The 20,605-nt window shown below is 47.3% G+C and carries 20 protein-coding genes; 13 read left to right on the forward strand and 7 right to left on the reverse strand.

Going from position 1 to position 20,605, the window contains the following annotated elements; translation table 11 throughout:
- The first annotated feature begins 78 nt into the window (after positions 1-78).
- Positions 79-885, forward strand: coding sequence for an SDR family oxidoreductase (locus tag I2H74_RS18735; protein WP_195575768.1), 807 nt, complete (start codon positions 79-81; stop codon positions 883-885).
- A 275-nt stretch (positions 886-1,160) separates the two neighbouring features.
- Here the strand turns inward: I2H74_RS18735 and I2H74_RS18740 are convergent, their stop codons facing one another.
- On the reverse strand, positions 1,161-1,406 hold the full coding sequence (locus I2H74_RS18740) for a NifU family protein (RefSeq protein WP_085497840.1): 246 nt from the start codon (positions 1,404-1,406) through the stop codon (positions 1,161-1,163).
- A gap of 90 nt (positions 1,407-1,496) precedes the next feature.
- Between I2H74_RS18740 and I2H74_RS18745 the strand changes: the two genes are divergently transcribed.
- Positions 1,497-1,751: a YuzB family protein gene (locus tag I2H74_RS18745; RefSeq protein WP_195575769.1), complete on the forward strand. Its 255-nt coding sequence runs from the start codon at positions 1,497-1,499 to the stop codon at positions 1,749-1,751.
- 40 nt (positions 1,752-1,791) lie between these two features.
- Here the strand turns inward: I2H74_RS18745 and I2H74_RS18750 are convergent, their stop codons facing one another.
- Together I2H74_RS18750 and mqnE are read right to left on the reverse strand one after the other, a co-directional pair.
- Positions 1,792-2,871 (reverse strand): NAD(P)/FAD-dependent oxidoreductase, encoded by a 1,080-nt coding sequence (locus tag I2H74_RS18750; RefSeq protein WP_195575770.1) that lies wholly within the window; start codon positions 2,869-2,871, stop codon positions 1,792-1,794.
- 299 nt (positions 2,872-3,170) lie between these two features.
- Complete coding sequence (mqnE, locus tag I2H74_RS18755; protein WP_195575771.1) at positions 3,171-4,280, reverse strand: aminofutalosine synthase MqnE; 1,110 nt, start codon at positions 4,278-4,280, stop codon at positions 3,171-3,173.
- Between the two features lie 287 nt (positions 4,281-4,567).
- Here mqnE and I2H74_RS18760 point away from each other — a divergent pair, with 287 nt between their 5' ends.
- The gene (locus I2H74_RS18760) at positions 4,568-4,927 is read left to right on the forward strand and encodes a HesB/IscA family protein (protein WP_195575772.1); all 360 of its coding nucleotides are present in this window, start codon (positions 4,568-4,570) and stop codon (positions 4,925-4,927) included.
- 342 nt (positions 4,928-5,269) lie between these two features.
- On the opposite strand, the gene I2H74_RS18765 is transcribed toward I2H74_RS18760, so the two are convergent.
- Positions 5,270-5,476 (reverse strand): hypothetical protein, encoded by a 207-nt coding sequence (locus I2H74_RS18765; protein ID WP_195575836.1) that lies wholly within the window; start codon positions 5,474-5,476, stop codon positions 5,270-5,272.
- 281 nt (positions 5,477-5,757) lie between these two features.
- Between I2H74_RS18765 and I2H74_RS18770 the strand changes: the two genes are divergently transcribed.
- The gene (locus tag I2H74_RS18770; RefSeq protein ID WP_195575773.1) at positions 5,758-6,420 is read left to right on the forward strand and encodes a YheC/YheD family protein; all 663 of its coding nucleotides are present in this window, start codon (positions 5,758-5,760) and stop codon (positions 6,418-6,420) included.
- Between the two features lie 300 nt (positions 6,421-6,720).
- Complete coding sequence (locus tag I2H74_RS18775) at positions 6,721-6,870, forward strand: sporulation histidine kinase inhibitor Sda (protein WP_195575774.1); 150 nt, start codon at positions 6,721-6,723, stop codon at positions 6,868-6,870.
- Between the two features lie 378 nt (positions 6,871-7,248).
- Here the strand turns inward: I2H74_RS18775 and I2H74_RS18780 are convergent, their stop codons facing one another.
- Together I2H74_RS18780 and I2H74_RS18785 are read right to left on the reverse strand one after the other, a co-directional pair.
- A complete protein-coding gene (locus tag I2H74_RS18780; protein ID WP_195575775.1) occupies positions 7,249-8,250 on the reverse strand; it encodes an NAD(P)/FAD-dependent oxidoreductase in 1,002 nt (333 codons plus the stop codon).
- A gap of 169 nt (positions 8,251-8,419) precedes the next feature.
- Positions 8,420-9,436 (reverse strand): YeiH family protein, encoded by a 1,017-nt coding sequence (locus I2H74_RS18785; RefSeq protein ID WP_195575776.1) that lies wholly within the window; start codon positions 9,434-9,436, stop codon positions 8,420-8,422.
- Positions 9,437-9,716: 280 nt separating this feature from the next.
- On the opposite strand from I2H74_RS18785, the gene I2H74_RS18790 reads away from it, so the two are divergent.
- From I2H74_RS18790 to I2H74_RS25190, 5 genes are all read left to right on the forward strand, one after another.
- Positions 9,717-10,616 (forward strand): LysR substrate-binding domain-containing protein, encoded by a 900-nt coding sequence (locus tag I2H74_RS18790; protein ID WP_229106836.1) that lies wholly within the window; start codon positions 9,717-9,719, stop codon positions 10,614-10,616.
- A 332-nt stretch (positions 10,617-10,948) separates the two neighbouring features.
- Positions 10,949-12,145 (forward strand): NAD(P)/FAD-dependent oxidoreductase, encoded by a 1,197-nt coding sequence (locus I2H74_RS18795; protein ID WP_195575778.1) that lies wholly within the window; start codon positions 10,949-10,951, stop codon positions 12,143-12,145.
- A 3-nt stretch (positions 12,146-12,148) separates the two neighbouring features.
- Entirely contained in the window at positions 12,149-12,397 is a 249-nt protein-coding gene (locus I2H74_RS18800; RefSeq protein WP_195575779.1) for a hypothetical protein, read from the forward strand.
- 116 nt (positions 12,398-12,513) lie between these two features.
- Positions 12,514-13,173, forward strand: coding sequence for a ribonuclease H (gene rnhA / locus I2H74_RS18805; RefSeq protein ID WP_195575780.1), 660 nt, complete (start codon positions 12,514-12,516; stop codon positions 13,171-13,173).
- 295 nt (positions 13,174-13,468) lie between these two features.
- On the forward strand, positions 13,469-15,964 hold the full coding sequence (locus tag I2H74_RS25190) for a YcdB/YcdC domain-containing protein (protein WP_195575781.1): 2,496 nt from the start codon (positions 13,469-13,471) through the stop codon (positions 15,962-15,964).
- A gap of 226 nt (positions 15,965-16,190) precedes the next feature.
- Here the strand turns inward: I2H74_RS25190 and hemQ are convergent, their stop codons facing one another.
- Entirely contained in the window at positions 16,191-16,940 is a 750-nt protein-coding gene (hemQ, locus tag I2H74_RS18815; protein WP_195575782.1) for a hydrogen peroxide-dependent heme synthase, read from the reverse strand.
- Between the two features lie 228 nt (positions 16,941-17,168).
- Here hemQ and I2H74_RS18820 point away from each other — a divergent pair, with 228 nt between their 5' ends.
- The 3 genes from I2H74_RS18820 (at position 17,169) to I2H74_RS18830 (ending at position 20,458) form a co-directional block, all read left to right on the forward strand.
- Entirely contained in the window at positions 17,169-17,465 is a 297-nt protein-coding gene (locus I2H74_RS18820; RefSeq protein ID WP_195575783.1) for a YuiB family protein, read from the forward strand.
- Positions 17,466-18,112: 647 nt separating this feature from the next.
- Positions 18,113-19,849 carry an ABC-F family ATP-binding cassette domain-containing protein gene (locus I2H74_RS18825; protein ID WP_195575784.1) on the forward strand — a complete coding sequence of 579 codons (1,737 nt, stop codon included), beginning with the start codon at positions 18,113-18,115 and terminating at the stop codon, positions 19,847-19,849.
- A 75-nt stretch (positions 19,850-19,924) separates the two neighbouring features.
- Positions 19,925-20,458, forward strand: a complete 534-nt coding sequence (locus I2H74_RS18830) for a flavodoxin family protein (protein WP_195575785.1) — start codon at positions 19,925-19,927, stop codon at positions 20,456-20,458.
- Positions 20,459-20,605: the final 147 nt, after the last annotated feature.

Here is a 20,605-nt window from a genome sequence, read left to right on the forward strand (position 1 = left end):
CTTTGTTGTTCTTGGAAGGCAAATATTTTATACTGAATATGGAAACGATTATCTTCAGTCAAGGGAGGGGCTTCGTACGTGGAATATGAGCGAAGAACGGCTCTCATCACCGGGAGTGCCAAGGGACTGGGGAAGATGACAGCGTTGGCTTTCGCGGAGTCAGGCTGCAATATAATATTGAATTATGTACATAGCGAACTTGAGGCGCATGCGCTCAAGGATGAGCTTCAGATGAAGGGGGCTCGATGTACATGCATTCAAGCCGATGTCTCTAGGCCAGAAGATGTGAAGCGACTTGTACATGTGATGCAAGCCGAATGTATGATGCCAGACATTGTTGTTAACAATGCAGGCCCCTTTATTCGCGAGCGCAGAGAATTTGTAGACTATACCGAAGATGAGATTCTTTATATTGTAAACGGCAATCTGACAGGCGTCATGCTCCTTGACCATCTCTTACTCCCTCATATGCGCGAGAAGGGCTGGGGCAGAATCATCCACTATGGATTCGGGCACGCCGCAGAAGCAAGGGCGTGGCCGCATCGCGCCGTATACGCCGCAGCAAAGGTAGGACTTGTATCCTTTACAAAGACGTTGGCTGTAGAGGAAGCACCCCATGGAATTACGGTAAATATGGTGTGCCCGGGGGATATCCGAGGGGCAGATAAGGAACGCACAATTGCTGAGGTAGCGCATCGTGAGGATGCGGAATCCCCAAGAGGGAGACCTGGATCTGGTGAGGATATCGCTCGCGTGATCCAATTCTTGTGCGAGGAGAAGTCGGACTTTATAACCGGCAATATGATCGACGTGTCAGGCGGGCTTGACCCGATTCGGGCTGTCATCGAGAAGAAGTCTGTACAATCGAGAAGAGATCTGCATTAATCCATATTCAAGGGCAACTGATATAGGATGATGCAGGCTTAGTAGGAGCATTAAGGCCTGCAAGCGCAGCAGGTAAGAGTGCAGAGGCATGCTAGGAATAGTGATTGTAGAATTGGCGTGAAGCAAAGCGGCAGGAAAAACGGACAGGCAGCTTATTTTTAAGGACATAATCATGTGATATATCCAACTTGATACCAAATCGAGAAAAAAAGTGCTGCCGAAGCAATGACGCTTGGCAGCACTTTTTGGTTCATGTTGAAGATCGATCGAAAGGATTAGAATACTTGTACGACTTCTTGCACGCCTTCGATTTCTTCCATCAATGCGCGCTCAATACCCGCTTTAAGCGTGATGGTTGAGCTTGGGCAGCTTCCGCATGCACCCATAAGACGCAGCTTGACGATACCGTCCTCCACGTCAACCAATTCAACATCACCGCCGTCACGCTGCAAGAACGGACGAAGTTTATCCAACACTTCTAGCACGTCATCATACATGCCGTTTTGTGTAGCTTCACTCATTTGTACCAACTCCTTTCATCATTGCTTCTTTTATTATATTATAAAGCTAGCGTAATTCAAAGAGACAAGCGCAAAGGGGGGATTTTGTCAATGAGGCCTATCATCGAATTCTGCGTGAACAACATGCACCATGGCACGGATGTGCTCATGAAGGAGTTGGAGCAGAACCCGGATTATGACGTCATCGAGTACGGCTGTCTTGGCAACTGTGGTGAATGCTATATGTTTCCCTTTGCTTATGTGAATGGCGACATTGTAGCCGGTGAGACAGTCGATCAGCTCAGAGAGCTCATTATAGAAAAGATTGAGGAAATAAAAGCATGGGAGCAGCTTGATATCGATTGATATCAACTGCTCCCTTTAATATGTCTTAAGCATGATTCCATTATCCAAAGTGATGCTTGGACATCCAGAGCACGCCGCTCTTAATGACACGCGGAACATAGCCAACCAATGGGTGCTTGCCAAGCATGGCAAAGCCCGACTTTTTGCCAAGGGAACCAAGCGTTCCTTTTAGCTTTATGCGGCCAAGAGTCGGCGTTTCTCCCTTCCAAAGCGCAATGGCAACATCTGCAATCTGCTCTCCCTGGACACCTGCTGCTTGTGCGCTAGGCGAGAAGGGCAGGCTTGCACAATCACCGACTACAAACACATTCGGGTGAGTAGGGATCTGATGATATTCGTTGATCTTGACTCGTCCCTGCGGATCCTTCTCGACAGCAAGCTCTTGAACGACCTCTACAGGCTGAATTCCCGCGGTCCAGATCGTAACATCGGAATCGATCTCTTCATGATCCTCTTCCCGCTTATTATAAATAACGCCCTGCTCCAGCTTCACGACATTGATATGGCTGCGAAGCTCCACATCGTGCTCGTGAAACCAAGAGGATACGAAGGTAGACAGCTTCTCCGGAAACGGAGACAGAATGCGCGGACCTCTATCGCAAAGGCGAATATTCAGGTCTGGGCGGCTCTCCCTAAGTTCTGCAGCGGCTTCTACACCGCTTAATCCGCCGCCAATAATCGATACTTGCCCGTAGGGCTTCACGTCATTGACAAGCTGATAGGTTTTGCGTGTTTGAGCAAGGGTTTGAATGCTGTTGCCGAAGGTTTCCGCGCCTGGAATGCCATGATAGCGATCCGTGCAGCCAAGACCAACGACCAATTGATCGTATGCAATAACAGGATAGTCCTCGTTATCAAGGAGAACCTGCTGCTGTTCCAAATCAATGTTTTTAATATGGCCATAGCGGATTTTGACGCGTGGATCATCCGGAAAGGCGACTCGAATCTCCGTTTCCGCTACCGTACCCGCTAACAGCGCGTAATATTCTGTCTTCAAGCCTTGAAAAGGCATGCGATCAATCAACGTAATCTCTACGTCGGAAGGCAGTCCTCCTTCAAGCAATCGATTGATGATTGCTAATCCTCCATATCCTCCGCCACATACTACAAAATGCTTCATATTAGATATCCCCCCAAGATGCCGAATCACTTGTGTTACCGCGCTTATGATGAGCGGCAAATATACAGTACGGCTCCTTATCCCTATCCAAAGCTGATGAATCTTAGTTGCAGTATGATCTAGGAGTATGTTATCTCTCATGTATCTATCATGACTCATAACGGTGAAAGACGGGGATGAGGTATAAGGCATGCCATTGGCCTCTAATAAACTCACCGCTCACACAACTGTGAGCTGTCTTACGCGCTATGCATCATTACACAGTTAGGAGCGGACCTTCACTTAGGTCCGCTCAATTCTTATTCGTATACTTTTAAAACGTTGTAGAAGGTGTCACGTTCGATTGGTGTACGGCCTGCGCCTTTGATCAGCCAGATAAGCTCATCACGAGTCAAGCCCTCAGGAGTCAACGCGCCAGCAGAGTGGCTGATGCGTTCTTTTACAAGTGTACCATGGACATCGGAAGCACCGTAGGTAAGAGCAAGCTGTGTAAGCTGGGTACCGATGTTGATGAAGTAAGCTTTAATATGCTGAATATTGTCCAGCATCAGGCGGCTGATCGCAATTGTCTTGAGATCCTCATAAGCGGAATTGCGGCGCTTGATGGATGCTTTTTGGCTCTTTGGCTGCATGGACAATGGGATGAATACCAGGAAGCCGTTGGTCTCGTCTTGAAGCTCGCGAATGTGAATCATATGACGAACACGATCCTCATGAGACTCGATCGCACCGTATAGCATGGTCGTATGAGTCTTCATGCCAAGCTTATGCGCGGTACGATGCACTTCCAAGTAACGCTCAACGCCTGCTTTCTCTACTCTCATCTTTTTACGATATTCATCGGAGAGAATTTCCGCTCCGCCGCCTGTCAATGATTCAAGGCCTGCATCCATAAGCTGACGAAGCACCTCTTCAATGCTAAGGCCCGAGATGCGAGTAAAGAAGTCAATCTCAGCAGCAGTATATGCCTTCAAGGCGATGTGCGGATAGCGTTCTTTCAGCGCTTTTAAGGAATCCACATAATATTGGAACGGAACATTTGGATTGTGTCCGCCAACGATATGGAACTCCTGCACGTCAGGGTTGATGTGTTGATCAACAAAGGCGATCATCTCTTCACCGGATAGCGTATATGCGCCTTCATCGCCTTCATCCTTGCGGAAGTTGCAGAACGCACAGTGCGCTTCACATACATTGGTAAAGTACAGGGACATATTTTCAATAAAATACACGTTCTTGCCGTTCTTACGCATGTTTGCAAGATTTGCTAATTGTCCCAGGGTCAAAATATCGTCACTTTCATATAAATATACGCCGTCTTCCAGCGTCAATCGTTCACCGCGCTCAACCTTATCTGCAATCTCAGACATACGCGGGTCTGCATGACGTGTCCATAAAGATGTCGTCATTCGTTGTACCTCCTAGTGCCAATTCTATCGAACTCTAATCTGCTGACCGACAAAAGAAATACTCTACCTGAAGGCAGAGAATTCATCATAAAAGGGCAGAGAAATGCCTCTTTTCAAAAAATACAGTGAATCCTATCACATATTACGACACACTCATTATACTCCTGCCTAGAACAAGGGGCAATACATCTGGAGTAGACAATCGGCATGATTTTCCATAATAGATGTTCTCTTGTGTGAATTTCGCAGGATGGTTATACTTAGAAATATGAAGGAGGGATGTTAAGATGATCACAATCAGCGATTTGGCCGCACAGAAAATTAAGGAGATGCTTGAGCAGGAAGAGAACCCGAATATGTTCTTGCGTCTTGGTGTGCGACCTGGCGGCTGCAGCGGCTTTTCATACGGCATGGGCTTTGATGATGAAGAGACGAGTGAGGATGTCCATCTCGAAAGCCATGGCATGAAGGTCGTTGTCGATAAGGAGAGCATCCCGCATCTGGCTGGTCTTGAGATTGATTACAAGGAGTCCGGAATGTCGGGTGGGTTTACGATTGAGAATCCGAACGCTGTTGCGACTTGCGGCTGCGGATCTTCCTTCCGTACAGCGGTAGCTGCCGGCAAGGCAGAGAAGTGTGACGACTAATCCGCTTTATACATGATACACAACGGCGATCAGTTCTTCTGATGCAGTTGGAATGCTAACCTCTCTATATGGCTGTGTGCAAGCATGCAGCTATTGGAGGGGTTTTTTATGTTTCAAATCATCATGACGATAGTACAGCAGTCTTGCTCTTAGCCCTGTGTGAGCAAAGAGTGCGATGCGTATACTTTTTCAAGGGGCTTATCTATTAGCCTTTAATAGACATCCAATTTGATTGAGATGAAATGGATCAGGATGAAATGAAAAACACCCACCGGCGGATTCCTCCACAAGTGGGTGCTGCTATGCTTGAAACTCTATTTTACACGGATCAAAAATACTTACCTACAAAAAGGTCTGCTTGAACATTAAGCTAATTAAATAGAAGCAAAATAATGAAAAAAGAATAGCCCCAACACCTAGCGGGTACTTGCGCTGCTTCAAGAAGCGGATACTGATGACGAATATCGCTGCGTTGATCAGTACAAGCACAACCGCCATGCTGATGATGGCAATCCAATATAATACTTCCATCACGGAAGCGTTAAGCATAATCTCTTCCCCCCAATGAAGCGATGCTTCCCTTTCCTCATTCTGCTGGTAATACAATACCATCCATTACTTGGTAATGACAAGCGTTTAATGATGTCTATTTCATGACTCTATATTTCAAGAGGACTAAGATAGAATGCTTTAACTTCAAAATAAGGCGCTAGAGATGAACGATTATAGTATGTTCTAGCAAAATAAAGGCGTCTGCCGTGGACAATCATACAAGAATAGAAGAGGCGAGATGAGTATGTATAAGTATAACGCTGAAAGGGGATATACGCATGGAAGGAAGACAGCTTGCCAGCAAATGGCTTAAGACAGAAGCGCTCTTGTCAGACCCACGCGTCGCGTCCTATGTGCCTGCCACACGGATGTATAACAGTTCGAATCTGCATCAGATGCTGAATAAATATGGATTTGTCGTCATTAAGCCCGTCGTTGGAGGGGGCGGAGCGGGCGTCATCAAGGTTACGAAGGAAGGCGGCACCTACCGTTATACGTACATGGCACGCACACGTTCGTTTCAAAGCTTTGATGGGCTGTTCAAGTCACTAGCGCAAGCAAAACGCAAGCGTTCCTATCTAATCCAGCGCGGCATTCGATTGGCAACGGTTGGAGGGCGTCCGATCGATTATCGCGTCAAAGTAGTAAAAACGAGAGGAAGATGGGTGTTTCGCTCCTTAGTCGGTCGAGTAGCCAGACGCGGGCTCTTTGTTACAAACCTATGCAAAGGTGGGTATATGGTTACTGCAGGGGAAGGAATTAGACGCTCACTGTCAGGACGCTCCGTTCGATCGAAAAAGACAGAGATGCGTCGGGTTAGCCGAATCTGTACTTCGATTCTAGAGACGAAATATCCCGGTATCGGGCAGCTGGGCTTTGATTATGGGATTGATCGCAGCGGAAAAATGTGGATCTTTGAAGTAAATACACGACCGCAATAAGCCTGTCTTGCTTCAAGCAGCAAGCGTTCTAGCAATCTTTTATTTTCTACACTATATGATAGATTTTATTTGTTGTGTTGGGCATATTAATTAAAGTTACTTATTGTTGGAAACGTCAAAAAGGGCTGTGGATAAGCTATCCACATTATTAACCCAAGGTAAAGAAAGGTTATCGACAGTTGTTAACAAATTATGCACAATATTTCCACAAGTTCCTGTGGATAACAGAACGCTTGTTCTTGGTTTTTTGGTCGTGCTATGATGAGTCTGCAAGAAATAATAGGAAAGGTTGTGAGTGATATGGCTTTGCTATCTGATGAGTTACTGATTGATTCCTATTATCAGGCTGTACAGTTGCACTTGGATGAGGAATTTATCGCGCTGCTGTTTGCAGAAATTCAGAGACGCCGCCTGCATCCAACCCTTCGGCTTGTTCCGGTAGCTCATTGACAGATATAAATCTACCATGAGACTTTATGATTCTATGTCTAATTGAAGACCGTCAATGTACGTCATGGTATGACAATGTTCACAGTACAGGATATGCACGCACGATGGGGGAATAGAACCATTATTTTCGCAAGAGGAATCGACCTCAGCGGCTATCCGAACGTCTTCTTGATAAGGAGCATAAGGTCCGACATAGTCTTCCCGTTTGCCGCGATCACGGCTTGGGTTCAAGCAGTTTGGACATGAAATGTCGGGACTGATTAAGCCGTTACAAAGTGGACAAACATGAAACAAGGGTATCCGCCTCCAGTACAAAGATATATGGAGTAGGATACCCTTTCTTTCTATTTGTATGTGATTGTGAATAAGAATCTAGGATTATAACTTCATGTTGCTGCTGTGCCCAGGGGACAGCTTGGCAGTAGGGTCAACATATACCTTCGCATTGTTGATCGCAGTAGGCGCTTCGCCGAATCCAACAGCAATCAGCTTCAGTTTGCCAGGGTAGGTTGTAATATCGCCAGCAGCAAAAATACCAGGAACATTGGTCTCCATGCGCGAGTCTACAACGATTGAGCCTGACTCAATGTTAAGGCCCCACTCCGCGATTGGTCCCAAGGAAGAGACGAATCCGAAGTTGACGATAACGGCATCAACTGCAATCTCGGTCGTTTCCTTCGTCTTCACATGTTGAAGCGTTACCTTCTCGATGCGATCCATACCGTGCAGAGCTGCAATCTCCGATGGTGTAACCACATTCACCTTGGAGTTCATCAACTGCTCAACACTGTGCTCATGCGCGCGGAACTTGTCACGGCGATGGATGAGCGTAACAGATGCAGCGATCGGCTCCAGCATGAGCGCCCAGTCAACAGCAGAGTCGCCGCCGCCGCTAAGTAAGACATGTTGTCCCGCGAATTGATTCAAATCGCTGACGAAGTAGTGCAGGTTGCTCTTCTCGAACGAAGCGGCTTCTGGAAGTTCCAAACGGCGAGGTTCGAAAGCACCCACTCCAGCTGTAATGATAACGGCATGCGCATGATGAACATCCTTATCGGTTGTCACTTCAAAGAGGCGCTCATCAAGCTTCTTCACGCTCTGCACTTTTTCTTCCAAACGGATATCTGGATTAAAGAGATCCATTTGCTGCTTTAGATTATTTACAAGTTCCTGCGCTGTAACCTTTGGGAAGCCAGCAACATCATAAATGTATTTCTCAGGATATAGGGCAGCCAATTGTCCGCCAAGTTGAGGCATACTTTCGATCAGGCGCACGGATGCCTGGCGCATTCCTCCATAAAAGGCTGCGAACATTCCGGCTGGACCGCCGCCAATGATGAGTATATCAACAGGTTGTTGCTGTGTGGCCGAAGTTGTCATCTAATCGGAGCACCTCCAAATGGTGATGTGACTATTTTCATAGCATTTCATAAGTCCCATTATAAACCTTCGGCTCAGGATTGAAAACTCCATGATTTACAACTTCTTTCATAAGAAGCTGCGAAATTTGTCGAAACTTTAAGCTGCTTCACAGAATATTCACATTGTGTTACATGACGAGCCACATGCCTAGCCCTGATAAAAGGACGGAACCGATCAGGCAAGCAATGAAAGCCTTGGAGCCATGAAGCTTGATATCGCTAACATGCATGTTAAGTCCAAGTCCTGCCATTCCCATGCCGAGAAGGATGTAGGAAAAATCTACGATAGAAGCAGCTGCTTCTGGCGATACCCAGCCCATGCTGCGCACGGTTGCTGCGAGCAGGAAGCCTACAACGAACCAAGGGATAGGCAGTGCCTTCACCTTGTTAATGAACGAGGTGGACGTATTGGTCTGCACATCCGTGTATGCGTCCGATGAACGCTGGCGGCGCCAGGTCGATACAAAGCCAAGCATCAAGGCTACAGGTGCGAGCATGGCAACTCGTGACAGCTTCACCATAATAGCGAGGTTAACCGCTTCGGTGCCTAATGAGTCAGAGGCCGCCACCACGTGGGCAACTTCATGCAGGGTCGCGCCGACAATCTCCCCGTATTGGGCTGAAGATAATGCGAATAATGGCAGGACAAAGGCGTAGACTAGCGTCATGATGGTTCCCATTACGCAGACAACGGCCACCGCAGTGCCTGTCTTCGCGCGATTGGCTTCCACCTGAGGCGCGACCGCAACGACTGCCGCAGCCCCGCAGATGCCCGTTCCGCAGGAGACAAGGATGGCCATATCCCGATCAATCCCAAGAGCTCGTGATAGGACGTAAACAATGCCGATTCCGAAGACGAGACAGACTGCGGCAAGGCCAATCACCTTAGGACCGGCTTGAATGAGATCCTGCCAGTTAAGGCGAAGACCCATCAAGATAATGCCGAGACGAAGCAGCTTCTGAGCGGAGAACTGAATGCCTGCATCCGCTTTTTCAGGAATAGGGAACCAATGGCGTACTGCAATACCGAGCAGGATGGCAATAACCAGCGGTCCTAGAATTTGAAGATAGGGCAAGCTGCCTATCATTTTTGCTATGAGGGATAGAACCAGGGCTAACCCGATTCCAAAAAGCTTATTTTTCATGACAATCTCCCCTTTTGATGTCTGTCGTGTTTGTCGTTTTATCTACACCATACGCTGGAATCATCATAAATGGAAATCAATATATTTTAACTTAATCATCAAATCTATCTATGATAGAATAAACGGCAGATAACGGAATGATCATGTTAAAGGCAGAAAGCCCTTCTACTAGAGAAGTGGATATATAGAACGGCCAATAGATCACCATAATCCCAATGGATAGGTATCGAATTAATGAATGGATTTCGTTATAGCAAATAAAAGCAAGAAGGTGAATGTTATGTTGGATTTCGAGCTGTTAAAGATGTTTATTACCGTTGCGGAGCAGCGGCATTTTTCCCGTGCTGCCGATATTCTTCATTTGACTCAGCCTACGGTGAGCATGCGGATTCGCCAGCTGGAGGAACAGATTGGGGTCACGCTGTTCGAACGATCCCCGAAGCGGGTAGAGTTGACGCCAGCAGGGCATATCATGCTTAAGCATGCAAGAGACAGTGTGCAGAGCATGGAGCAAGCACTGCAGGATGTTGAGCGGCTCAGCAAAGAAGTAACAGGCGAGCTTACCATCGGAGCGAGCTTTACGATCGGCGAATACTTATTGCCTTATTGGATTGCCACTTTTAGCGAGCTGTTCCCGAATGTGCAAATCCGGGTAAGTATTAAGAATACAAATGATATTGTGCAGGATGTATACGATCATTTGCTGGACGGAGGCTTTGTGGAGGGGCGCGTAAGACGTAAAGATATGCAGATCAAGCGCTTTGCTGAGGATGATCTTGTGCTTGTCGCAGGGACAACGCATCCGCTTGCGATATATAGTACCGTTCAGTTGGAACAGTTAGGACGCGAAACGTGGATTGTGCGTGAGCCTGGCTCAGGGACGAGATCATACAGCGATCAATTTATGGAGCAGCATGATTTGGAAATCACGAAGCTCTTTGAGTTTGGCAGCAATCAAGGAGTAAAGGAGGCGGTAAGAGCAGGGCTTGGACTGGCGATTCTATCGAAGCACGTTGTCTCGCGCGAGCTGGAAAGCGGTGAACTGCGCGCCCTGCATGTGATTGGGGAGAAGTTCGTTCGCCCGCTTACAATCGTCGAGCGCAAGGGCAATGTACCCTCGCTTGCTTGGGAGCAGCTCCTGCATGTCGCTCAATCATCTGTCAATCCGCACAAGACATAAGGAAAAATATTGCATAATAAATCGCTTTCATCGTGTGATAAACCAAAAATACTCTTGTAATTTCGATGAAAAATAGATATTATTGCATTTGGATTACTAGAAGCGCTTGTCTAACATTGTCATAATCGGTCTACTTGTGCAGACTATATTGTAACGATATGACTTTTACTTGTATGTGATGTTTTTTATAGGCGGAATCATCTAATGGCAAAATCAATTCGATTTTCTTTTAAGACACGCCTACCCTCTGTTGTGGCGTTTTTCACACACATCACGGGGCGAGCGTGAAGGAATATACAATGAATGGAACGAAAACTGGAGGCGTAATAGCAATGAGTAATATCCCGAAGGTTGTTATCTTGGGTGCGGGCTACGGCGGCATCATGGCAGCACAGCGTTTACAGAAGGACTTGAACTACAACGAAGCAGACGTAACCTTGGTCAACAAGCATGATTACCATTACTTCACGACTCATCTTCACATGCCTGCTGCGGGAACGGATGTGCTTGATAATGCGCATGTACCGATCTCGAAGCTCATTGACGAGTTCAAGATAGATTTTGTGAAGTCTACCGTGAAAGAAATTCGTACTGACGAGAAGAAGGTCATCCTCGAGGATGGAACATTGTCCTATGACTACCTTATTATCGGCGTAGGCGGCGAAACAGAAACCTTTGGCGTACCAGGCATGCATGAGCATGCGATGTTCATTCGCAGCATCAATTCGGTTCGCGCCATTCGCGAGCACATCGAGAAGCAATTTGCTGAGTACAAGAAGAACCCTGAGCGCAAAGAATTGCTTACCTTTGTTGTAGGCGGCGCAGGCTTTACAGGCATCGAGTTTGTGGGCGAGCTTTCCGACCGCATTCCACAATTGTGCCGTACACATCAAGTCGATCCTTCCTTGGTGAAGATCTACAACGTAGAGGCGGCTCCAACGGCATTGCCTGGATTTGACCAAGAGCTGGTAGATTACGCAATGAACACGCTCCAGAAGAAGGGCGTAACCTTCAAGCTTGGTACAGCAATCAAGGAATGTAAAGCAGATGGCGTCATCCTTGCAACGGATGAAGAGATCAAATCGGCTACTGTTGTCTGGACAGGCGGCGTACGCGGCAGCAAGCTGATCGAACAAGCAGGCATTGAGAATATGCGCGCTCGTGTTAAGGTAGACGAGTATCTGAGAGCACCTGGCCATGAAGACATCTATATCATCGGCGACAACTCTCTGATGATTAACCCTGCAAATGATCGTCCATTCCCGCCAACAGCGCAAATGGCAATGCAGCAAGGACCGGTAGTTGCTCATAACATCGTAGCATCCATCCGCAACCAACCGCTTAAGAAGTTCGAATTCCATAACAAAGGAACCGTTGCTTCTTTGGGTAAAGGCCAAGCGATTGGTGTTGTAGGCAATAAGAAGCTGAAAGGCTTCATGGCTGCTCAACTGAAAAAAGTCATCGACATTCGTTGGCTGTTCATCATCGGCGGTATCTCTCTTGCTCTCCGCAAGGGTAAATTCCTATAATCGATGAGACATTGCAGTGTTCAGGTTCGCGGCCTATTAACCCGCGATGAATTGGATCGCTACAACGCGCTGATGGAAGTAGGTTCCTATTTGGAATCCCAAAGCCGATACGACCTGTCCTATACGGTTCAAAAAGAGGTGGATCTGCTGATCCAGCCTGCGATTGAGCGTCTTAAGGACAAGAGCCGTGCGCGCGACCGGATGACCGAGGAGTACCTTGCCTCTTTGCAAGCAGATGCAGACGAGGATTAATCCATCGATTCAACTTGATTATAAAGCCGATTCGAGCCCCATTCTCGGATCGGCTTTTTTTATTTGATTGTGTTAGAATTGGAATACATAACAGGTATCGTTGGAAGGAGAAAGGCATGGCCAAGCAAAAATGCTACGTTGTCTGGGCTGGGAGAAATCCCGGCATCTATACGTCATGGGCGGAGTGCCAAGCACAGATCAGCGGCTTTGCTGATGCGAAGTACAAGTCCTATGAATCAAGAAGCGCTGCTGAACAGGCATACAAGGAAGGCTGGAAAGCTCATTGGGGAAAAGGGAGCAGTGCATCTGCAAGCAAATCTTCAAGCGGAACGCGCTATAAGAGCTCAAGCATGCCACCAATGGAGCAAGAGATTGATTACAACAGCATCTCTGTCGACGTGGGAACGAGAGGCAACCCAGGACCTGTTGAATATAAAGGTGTCGATACCAAAACAGGAGATGTTTTATTTTCCTACGGCCCTATTGCCAAGGGAACGAACAACCTAGGAGAGTTTCTCGCGATTGTGCATGGCCTCGCTTACTTGAAGCAGCAAGGCAGCAGCAAGACCATTTACAGCGATTCGGTCAATGCGCTGAAATGGCTTCGCGAGAAGAAGGTATCCTCAACTTTGGTAAGGGATGAGTCCACAAGAGAGATCTGGACGATGGTTGATCGGGCAGAGCAATGGCTCCGCAGCAATACGTACTCGAACAAAGTGCTGAAGTGGGATACGAAGCGTTGGGGAGAGATTAAAGCTGATTACGGGCGGAAGTGAATCATAAAGACATAGAAGACAGCCACTGGTGAGCTAGTGGCTGTTTTTTTGTGGGATGAATGTGGTCATCATCCAAAAATAGGGTTAAAGAGAAAACTAAAGTGCAACTACTCAAGGTCTAAAGGTGTTTATTGAAGTGATGCGTTATTGCGTCATATCCTATATGGATGCTAATTTGGAAAGATGCAAAGCGACGTCATGTCATTGAAGAAAGCAACGAATGAATCTGAAACCGTTTCCTTCAATTTAAAACATAGGGAATACCATTGATGATTGATAAAAGGAGGCAATCGACGTGCAGGGGTTACCGAATCATCACCGGGAAAGCAGGAGCATGAACGGATTAGAAACAGAATGGTCTACGCATCATGCGATGAACCGACCAGCATGGAGAATGGGGTTAGCCGTGCTGTTAAGCGCAAGCATGCTTTTTACGTTGTTTCCACATCCATCAAATGCAGCAGATACGAAAGAAGCAAAGATTAAGGTAGCGTTAACAGCAACCGCTACGTCTATCAATAAAGGTTCCAGCAAGGCTGCTTCTGCTGTGAAGCATGAGCAGGTGAATATTTCAGAGGACAAAGGAGGGCCAAGCGGAAAGCCAGAGGGGTATGACAAGCTTAAGCCTGAACAACAAAAGGCAGTTGATTCCGTCTTGAAGCTGTTCCCTATGCTGGCACAGGCTAAAGTTCAAGATGTCTCTAAAGGAGATAAGAATTCATATCCTGACCGATACCCGACTAGCTGGCGCATTGATTGGATGCATACTACCGGCAATTCCACTCATAGCTTCAATTCTATCGTGGATAGCAAGACCTACGAAGTGATCCAGACGAGTCTTAACTTCTATCCGGAGCTTGTAGAAGAGATCTCCTATTATCCTCCCAAAATTAACGAAGAACAAGCGCTGAATAAAGCATGGTCGATTCTTGCAGAGGCGATGCCAAGCATGAAAAAAGAGGATATTAGGCATGTGCAGGATCATTCTTATTTGGCTACGCAGCCTCTTTTTAGCCAAACGATGTATACCTTTATTTTTAAGCTTAAGGTGAATGGTATAGAGTCTGATCAGGATCAGGTTACGGTAAGGATTGATGGCAACGGCCAGCTTTACGAATATTATAGGGGCGGAGGAACAGGCGATTATCCTTCTGTCGGCAAAATTAAAATCACGCAGGAGCAAGCCCTTAAGCGGTTGACGAGTCAACTTAACTTTGAGCCTCAGTATATGCCAGTTCAAGGCGATAGGAATAATACGATTTACAAGCTAGCTTACATACCTGTCAGCGGGTACGCTCCTCTGAATGCCATAACAGGCGAAGAAGTGATGCAGCCTTGGGGAGGAGTGGACAAAAGGGAGAACATGAAGCCTTTCAGTGCTCCTAAAGGTATCAAGCCATTCCAAGCATCAAAGACGCCGATTGGTGATGCAGATGCAGCGCTTGCGGCAATAGAGAGACACTTCAAGGTTCCTTCGGACTACCAGGTAACGAGCAGGTCATTGAATCCAGATTGGAACAACCCGGAGCGAGAGGTCTGGGCGCTGAACTGGAGTAAACCCCCAACAACAGGGCCGTGGATGGACAGCTACTCCGCTAGGGTCGATGCAAAGACAGGACAAATCCTAGAGTTTGGCCAGCAGCGTTATGGGGGCATTCAGACGGATAATGCGAATGGTTCTGTTGATGCAGCAGCTTATAAAAAGGCTCAGCAAAAAGCGGTCGAGACGGTATACGCTCTACTTCCAGATGCGGAGCACACCGTTCGGCTCATTCAATCTCCAGAGAAAGACAGGAAACCAAGCCAAGATGGAACCATAACGATTCGCTTCGCCCAGTATGTTAACGAGCATCCTGTCAGTGGTGGAAATGTGTCAGTGGTTGTGAATGAGGAGGGGAGCATTCTTCAATATTTCTCTAATATTGTACCTGCTGAAAAGCTGGCGAAGCTGCCGCAAAGCCCTTCCATAACTCCTGAACAGGCGAAGCGAGCTTGGCTTGATGGCATGAGCTTGGGACTGCAGTACAGGACGGAAGGCGGTTACTTAGCCTATGAAGGCGAGGTTCCGCTTGTGACGTACCTTGTCTATCAGTTTAAGGCAAAGGATGACTCGTCGCAGGAATATCTTGTTGATGCCGTAACCGGACAATTATTTTCAGCCTGGGTAAATGATCGTGAAGACAAAGTCGATACAGGTGAAACGCCAATAGATATCAAAGGTCATGCTGCTGAGGCAGAGCTGCTTGCTCTTTGGAAGCATGGTGTCATCTCTCAGGATCAGGACAATCGCATTCATCCAGATCAGAAGCTTACTTACGGGGATTTTTTGCAAATGCTTGCTTATGGCTTCCGTCCAGAACTGGCAAGTTCATCTTCAGTTACAGGAATGAATAGCACACTGCCTTTCCCTGACATTGAAGAGAGCTCACCTTATTATGCCGTTGTGAAATGGGCCTATGATTCAAAGTGGTTAAATAGCAGCAAAGAAGCTTCGAAACGTCTGAATTTGGAACGGACGATGACAAGAGAAGAAGCTGCACAGCTGTTGGTGAAGATAGTCCATTACGACAAGCTGGCTGTGTATATGCAGAACGATAAACAGGTGCTAAGCCTTTCCGATCAAGGACAGATTACAGCTAAGGGAGAAGTGGCGGTTGCGCTGAATCTTGGCTTGATGGAAGCAAAGAACGGCGCCTTTGATCCAAAGGGAGCTGTGACGAGAGCAGATGCAGCGAAGATTATGATTGCTTTGGCGAAGCTGCAGGGGCGTACCGATCAGAGCATCGGGTAATCGTCATGTAGGGATGATCCTTGTAAAAGGATCCTATTGAGCAGCGTATGCGTTTATTGGTCCTTGTAAACCGATGTTCGCTGGCTGCTATAGAACTATTTATTGAAGTGATAATAACGGAATAAAGTCATTATTCGCTTAAAAAAACGCCTGTTCCTCCGGAACGTCTCCTGTCTAACAGGGGGCGTAAAGTAAGAGGGGCAGGCGCTTTTTATGCTTAACCGTATTATTTCATCATTGCAATCAAGCTGTCTTCCGTTTGGCGGTTGCCGACAAAGAATGAGCCGAACTCGCCGAAGCGTGCGCTGACCTCGTCAAAGCGCATCTCGTAAACGAGCTTCTTGAACTGAAGCGGATCATCGCTAAACAGCGTAACGCCCCATTCCCAATCGTCCAGGCCGACGGAGCCTGTAATAATTTGCTTTACCTTGCCGGCATAGTTGCGGCCAATCATGCCATGGCTTCTCATCATGCCGCGGCGCTCTTCCATGGACAGCATATACCAGTTGTCCTGCAGATCACGCTTCTTGTTCATTGGATAGAAGCAGATATGCTTCATTTTCGGCAGGATTGGCTTCAAGCGCGCTTGAACCTCAGGGTTGTCCATGGGATCTCCTGTTGCTCCCGGCTTCGCCATGTAATTGCTTAATTCAACGATGCTGACATAGCTGTATGAAGGAATGGTGTATCTAGCAAAGGCGGACTTGTTAAACTCCGTCTCCAACTCGTTAAGCTCCTCAAGCGTTTCTCTGAGATGGAAGAACACAAGATCAGCCTTTTGACCAACAATGCTGTAGACAACTGAGCTTCCAAGATTATCGTTCTCAGTCTTTTTCCACTGCTCCCACAAAGCTTGAAGGTCATCAAGGGCATGCGCCTTTTCTTCGTCATCAGCCTTATTCCAGAGCGACCAATTGATCGTTCTAAAGTCGTGCAGTGCGTACCAGCCTTCCAGTGTTAATGCCGCTTCATTCATGGCTTAGCCTCCAATATTGTAAAGGGTTGATTTTAGATGGGATCTTTCTCCACATTGTAGCTTATGAGAATGATTATTAGCAACTTTGTGTGAGGAATGTCACGAAATGTTCGTTGATTTTTACAAGTTCTGCTAGTAAACTTAGACTAGTTTAATAGGAAAATGTTTGAAGTTATCGTCGGTTTACATTCATGAAGCGAGACTGAATGATATTAGGGGGGAAATGACATGCAGGGCTTCGTGATGGTCATTATTCTCATGCTGCTTTTCTTTGTCATGATGTTTGGTATCGGATTTATTTTGAACATGCTGATGAAGACCACTTGGTTCCCGGTCGGGTTCTATCTCATTATTGTAGTGCCTGCAACGGTAGTCATGCTGTGGAGCAGCGATAAATCATGGGCGGAGAATTTGATGAACTATGGCTTGGTTGATTATTTAACCGGCTTTGCAGGGCTGATAGGGGCGATGCTTAGCGGCAAGACGATCGGCTTGCTCCGTAAGAGCGGGTACAAGATGTTCTAGCGAGATATGTTGAAGGAAAGAATGATAGCCGTAAATGAAAAGGGCTGAAGAGCCTGAAGAAGCGACGGCTTTCGCCTATGTTTGAGTCTTTCTACTTTTGCCTATATTCAATTAAGAAGATCAAACAACAGCGATCGTAAGGATCTTCCTCCCTTGCAGCATTAGGGAAAAGCAATCCTCTCAGCTTATATAGAAACTGTCTCAGTTGCATTATGAAGTGCGGGAGCATATACTTAAGGTGCAAGATTGAACAACGAAGAAAGGGTAAGGTACTCGGAACATGAACAATTAATCCAACCATTACGAACCATTTTGAATGCAAGTCGATATCAAAATGAACGTTTTGAGGGGATTAGTCTGTCTATTGCGAGCCTTACGACCGTATGTTAGACTGCCGTACATGATGTACATTGTATTCATGTGCCATGCAGGAATAGTGAGCGAATTACGATGGGTGCGTGTGTTATGCTATTGCCACGCCTATTGATGTACGTATGCTGTTTACCATGAAGAAGCGAATGAAACGGTCATTTGCAGCATGCATGGTGTGCGGATATACGATCATTGTGCTTGCTAATAACAGGTACGGGACTCTTTTATGCGCAGACCACAATCCTCTCTAGGAACGTTCCTAGGGAGGTTTTTTTATGACGATATTAATGGAAATGAGACATATTTGCCTTGCTTACGGAGACCGCATCATTCTGGAGAGTCCGGAACTGTGGAAGATGTATGCGGGAGAATGCATTGGCATCGTCGGCATCAATGGAGCAGGGAAGACCTCGCTGCTTCGTGTGCTGGCAGGAGAGAGCAAGCCCGACCAAGGCCACATTGAATGGTATGGGAGCACCTCCTACATGACGCAGTGGGATGATCGCAGCGAACCTTCTGCAAACGGCGGCGATCACCTAAGCGGCGGAGAATGGACAAAGGCGAAGCTTGCTTCGATTGTCGAAGAGCAGGCTGATATATGGCTGTTGGATGAACCGACGAGCCATTTGGACGTAGCCTCAATTGAGAAGCTGGAGCAGCAGATCATCAAGCATCCTGGTCTTACGATTATCATTTCCCACGACCGGATGACTCTGAACCGCGTGTGTACAAAAATATGGGAGATTGAGAATCAAAGGCTAAAGCAGTATCGTGTGGGGCGACCGGGTGCATACGAGGCGTATCGGGAAGAAAAGGAGCGATTATTCCTTGAGCAGCTCCGCGCTTATGAGCAGGTAGAGGAGGAGCGCAAGCGGCTTCAGCAGGCGCTTAGCGATAAGCGCGAGCATGCGAAGTCGGTCGGCAAGGCGCCGAAGCCATCGCGAATGACAAGCAAGGAGATCCGTTCGGCGAAGCCGCATTTCAGCCGCAAGCAAGGCAAGGTGGATAAGGTGGCGAAGTCGATTGAATCGCGGATTGCGAAGCTGCCTTCATTGGACCGGCCCTATGAGAGGCCGGAGCTTCACTTTGATCTAAACAATCATGAGCCGATTCACAGCAAGATTATTATTGAAGCAGATCAAGTAAGCGTAATGATTGGGGACGGTCCATGCTTGATGCCTTCCTTCTCTATGAGGATCAGACCTGGCATGCGTCTAGCCGTTACCGGCGAGAACGGGGCGGGCAAGACAACCTTCATTCAGCTGCTGAAGCGGGCCTATGAGCAGGTTCGTGCGGATGGAAGCACAAAGTGTGAAGCCGCTCAGGCGGCTCCACAAGGGATCATCGCCGCTGGCTTGATCCAGTATGCGCCGAAGGCGCGCATCGGCTATTTTGACCAGAATCTGCTCGGACTAGATAGCAACAAGAGTGCGCTTCATAATGTAATGGCAACAAGCCGTTATCCAGAGCATGTAATTCGTACGGCTTTTGCTAGGCTCGACTTGTCAGGTGACCGTGCGCTGCTTCCTGTATCTCAAATGAGTGGAGGAGAGCGGGTTAAGGTGCTCCTCGTGAAGCTGTTTATGAGCGAGTGCAATTTGCTGATTCTTGATGAGCCAACGAACTACTTGGACATGGAAGCCTGCTCACAGCTTGAGCAACTGTTAAAGCAATATCCGGGCACACTGATCTTCGTATCCCATGACCGTGCCTTCTGTTCAGCGGTTGCGACGCATCGGCTCCATGTTAACGGCGAGACTCCGAAGCTTGCAATCTGGGAAGATGCTGCATCTGGAAGCAAGCAGAAAGGCAAAGCGGATGGTTCAGCTGAAAGCCAGGCTTCAAGCTCAGAGGGGCAGCCAGCCTTAACTGAGGAGGATAAGCTTCGTTTTCAGCTTGACTGGTCACAGTTATTATCTGAAATGTCGCTTCCGAGAAAGGAAGAGGAGCAGCAGGCATTGGAGGAGAGATTCAAAAAGCTTCTGGCCTTCAAGAAAGCACACGGCCTATGATCATTGTGAGCAAACCCTGCTTTCGCTATGATACAGATATAGGCAAATGCCAATATCGTTTAAAGGTGGGGTACCATGTTTATTATTCAAGGCAGTGCGCGTGATAACGGCAATACCGAGCAGTTGACGTCAGTACTTACTGAAGGGATTCAGACGGAAACGGTGCTTTTGCGGGAAAAGACGATTCGCCAGATCGTAGATGGCCGGCATGAAGAGGGCGGCTTTATTCCAGTAGAGGACGATATGAATTCAGTCGTGGAGGCGATGCTGAAGCACGACACGCTCGTATTCGCAACTCCCCTTTATTGGTACGGGATGTCCGGACACATGAAGACATTTATTGATCGTTGGTCTCAGTGCATTCGCGACGAATCTCTACAATTCAAAGAACGCATGCAGGGGAAAAAGGTATACATCGTCATCGTTGGCGGTCCAAATGCGAAAATAACAGGACTGCCGCTCGTTCAGCAGTTCCAGCATGTTTGCTCCTTCATGGGCATGAGCCTGGAGGGATGGATCATTGGCCGAGGCGTCAAGCCAGGTGAAGTTCTTCTCGATAAGGAAACGATGGCTCAGGTAGCTGCTTTAAATGCGCAATGGAAAGCTTAGAGAGAAGCGAACGCATGCTGAAAGAGCATGAATCGTATCAAACCAACTATATAAGCTGAGCTAAAGATAGATTGAAGAAAAAGAAGAGGCCAGAAGGGTTCTAAGAAGAGATTGCGTTCGCCTATATTTAACCTTTTAGACCACTAT

Origin of the sequence: Paenibacillus sp. 1001270B_150601_E10 (assembly GCF_015558675.1) — a bacterium.
Lineage (GTDB): Bacteria > Bacillota > Bacilli > Paenibacillales > Paenibacillaceae > Paenibacillus_B.

Bases quoted from the DNA above. Each gene is read 5' to 3' on its own strand.
- I2H74_RS18750 (WP_195575770.1), bottom strand. From the start codon at position 2,871: ATGAAGCATTTTGTAGTATGTGGCGGAGGATATGGAGGATTAGCAATC.
- I2H74_RS18820 (WP_195575783.1), top strand. From the start codon at position 17,169: ATGCAGGGCTTCGTGATGGTCATTATTCTCATGCTGCTTTTCTTTGTC.
- I2H74_RS18770 (WP_195575773.1), top strand. From the start codon at position 5,758: ATGGAAGGAAGACAGCTTGCCAGCAAATGGCTTAAGACAGAAGCGCTC.
- I2H74_RS18745 (WP_195575769.1), top strand. From the start codon at position 1,497: ATGAGGCCTATCATCGAATTCTGCGTGAACAACATGCACCATGGCACG.
- I2H74_RS18740 (WP_085497840.1), bottom strand. From the start codon at position 1,406: ATGAGTGAAGCTACACAAAACGGCATGTATGATGACGTGCTAGAAGTG.
- I2H74_RS18785 (WP_195575776.1), bottom strand. From the start codon at position 9,436: ATGAAAAATAAGCTTTTTGGAATCGGGTTAGCCCTGGTTCTATCCCTC.
- I2H74_RS18780 (WP_195575775.1), bottom strand. From the start codon at position 8,250: ATGACAACTTCGGCCACACAGCAACAACCTGTTGATATACTCATCATT.
- hemQ (WP_195575782.1), bottom strand. From the start codon at position 16,940: ATGAATGAAGCGGCATTAACACTGGAAGGCTGGTACGCACTGCACGAC.
- I2H74_RS18795 (WP_195575778.1), top strand. From the start codon at position 10,949: ATGAGTAATATCCCGAAGGTTGTTATCTTGGGTGCGGGCTACGGCGGC.
- I2H74_RS18790 (WP_229106836.1), top strand. From the start codon at position 9,717: ATGTTGGATTTCGAGCTGTTAAAGATGTTTATTACCGTTGCGGAGCAG.
- I2H74_RS18775 (WP_195575774.1), top strand. From the start codon at position 6,721: ATGGCTTTGCTATCTGATGAGTTACTGATTGATTCCTATTATCAGGCT.
- mqnE (WP_195575771.1), bottom strand. From the start codon at position 4,280: ATGACGACATCTTTATGGACACGTCATGCAGACCCGCGTATGTCTGAG.
- I2H74_RS18760 (WP_195575772.1), top strand. From the start codon at position 4,568: ATGATCACAATCAGCGATTTGGCCGCACAGAAAATTAAGGAGATGCTT.
- I2H74_RS18800 (WP_195575779.1), top strand. From the start codon at position 12,149: ATGAGACATTGCAGTGTTCAGGTTCGCGGCCTATTAACCCGCGATGAA.
- I2H74_RS18765 (WP_195575836.1), bottom strand. From the start codon at position 5,476: ATGCTTAACGCTTCCGTGATGGAAGTATTATATTGGATTGCCATCATC.
- I2H74_RS18825 (WP_195575784.1), top strand. From the start codon at position 18,113: ATGACGATATTAATGGAAATGAGACATATTTGCCTTGCTTACGGAGAC.
- rnhA (WP_195575780.1), top strand. From the start codon at position 12,514: ATGGCCAAGCAAAAATGCTACGTTGTCTGGGCTGGGAGAAATCCCGGC.
- I2H74_RS18830 (WP_195575785.1), top strand. From the start codon at position 19,925: ATGTTTATTATTCAAGGCAGTGCGCGTGATAACGGCAATACCGAGCAG.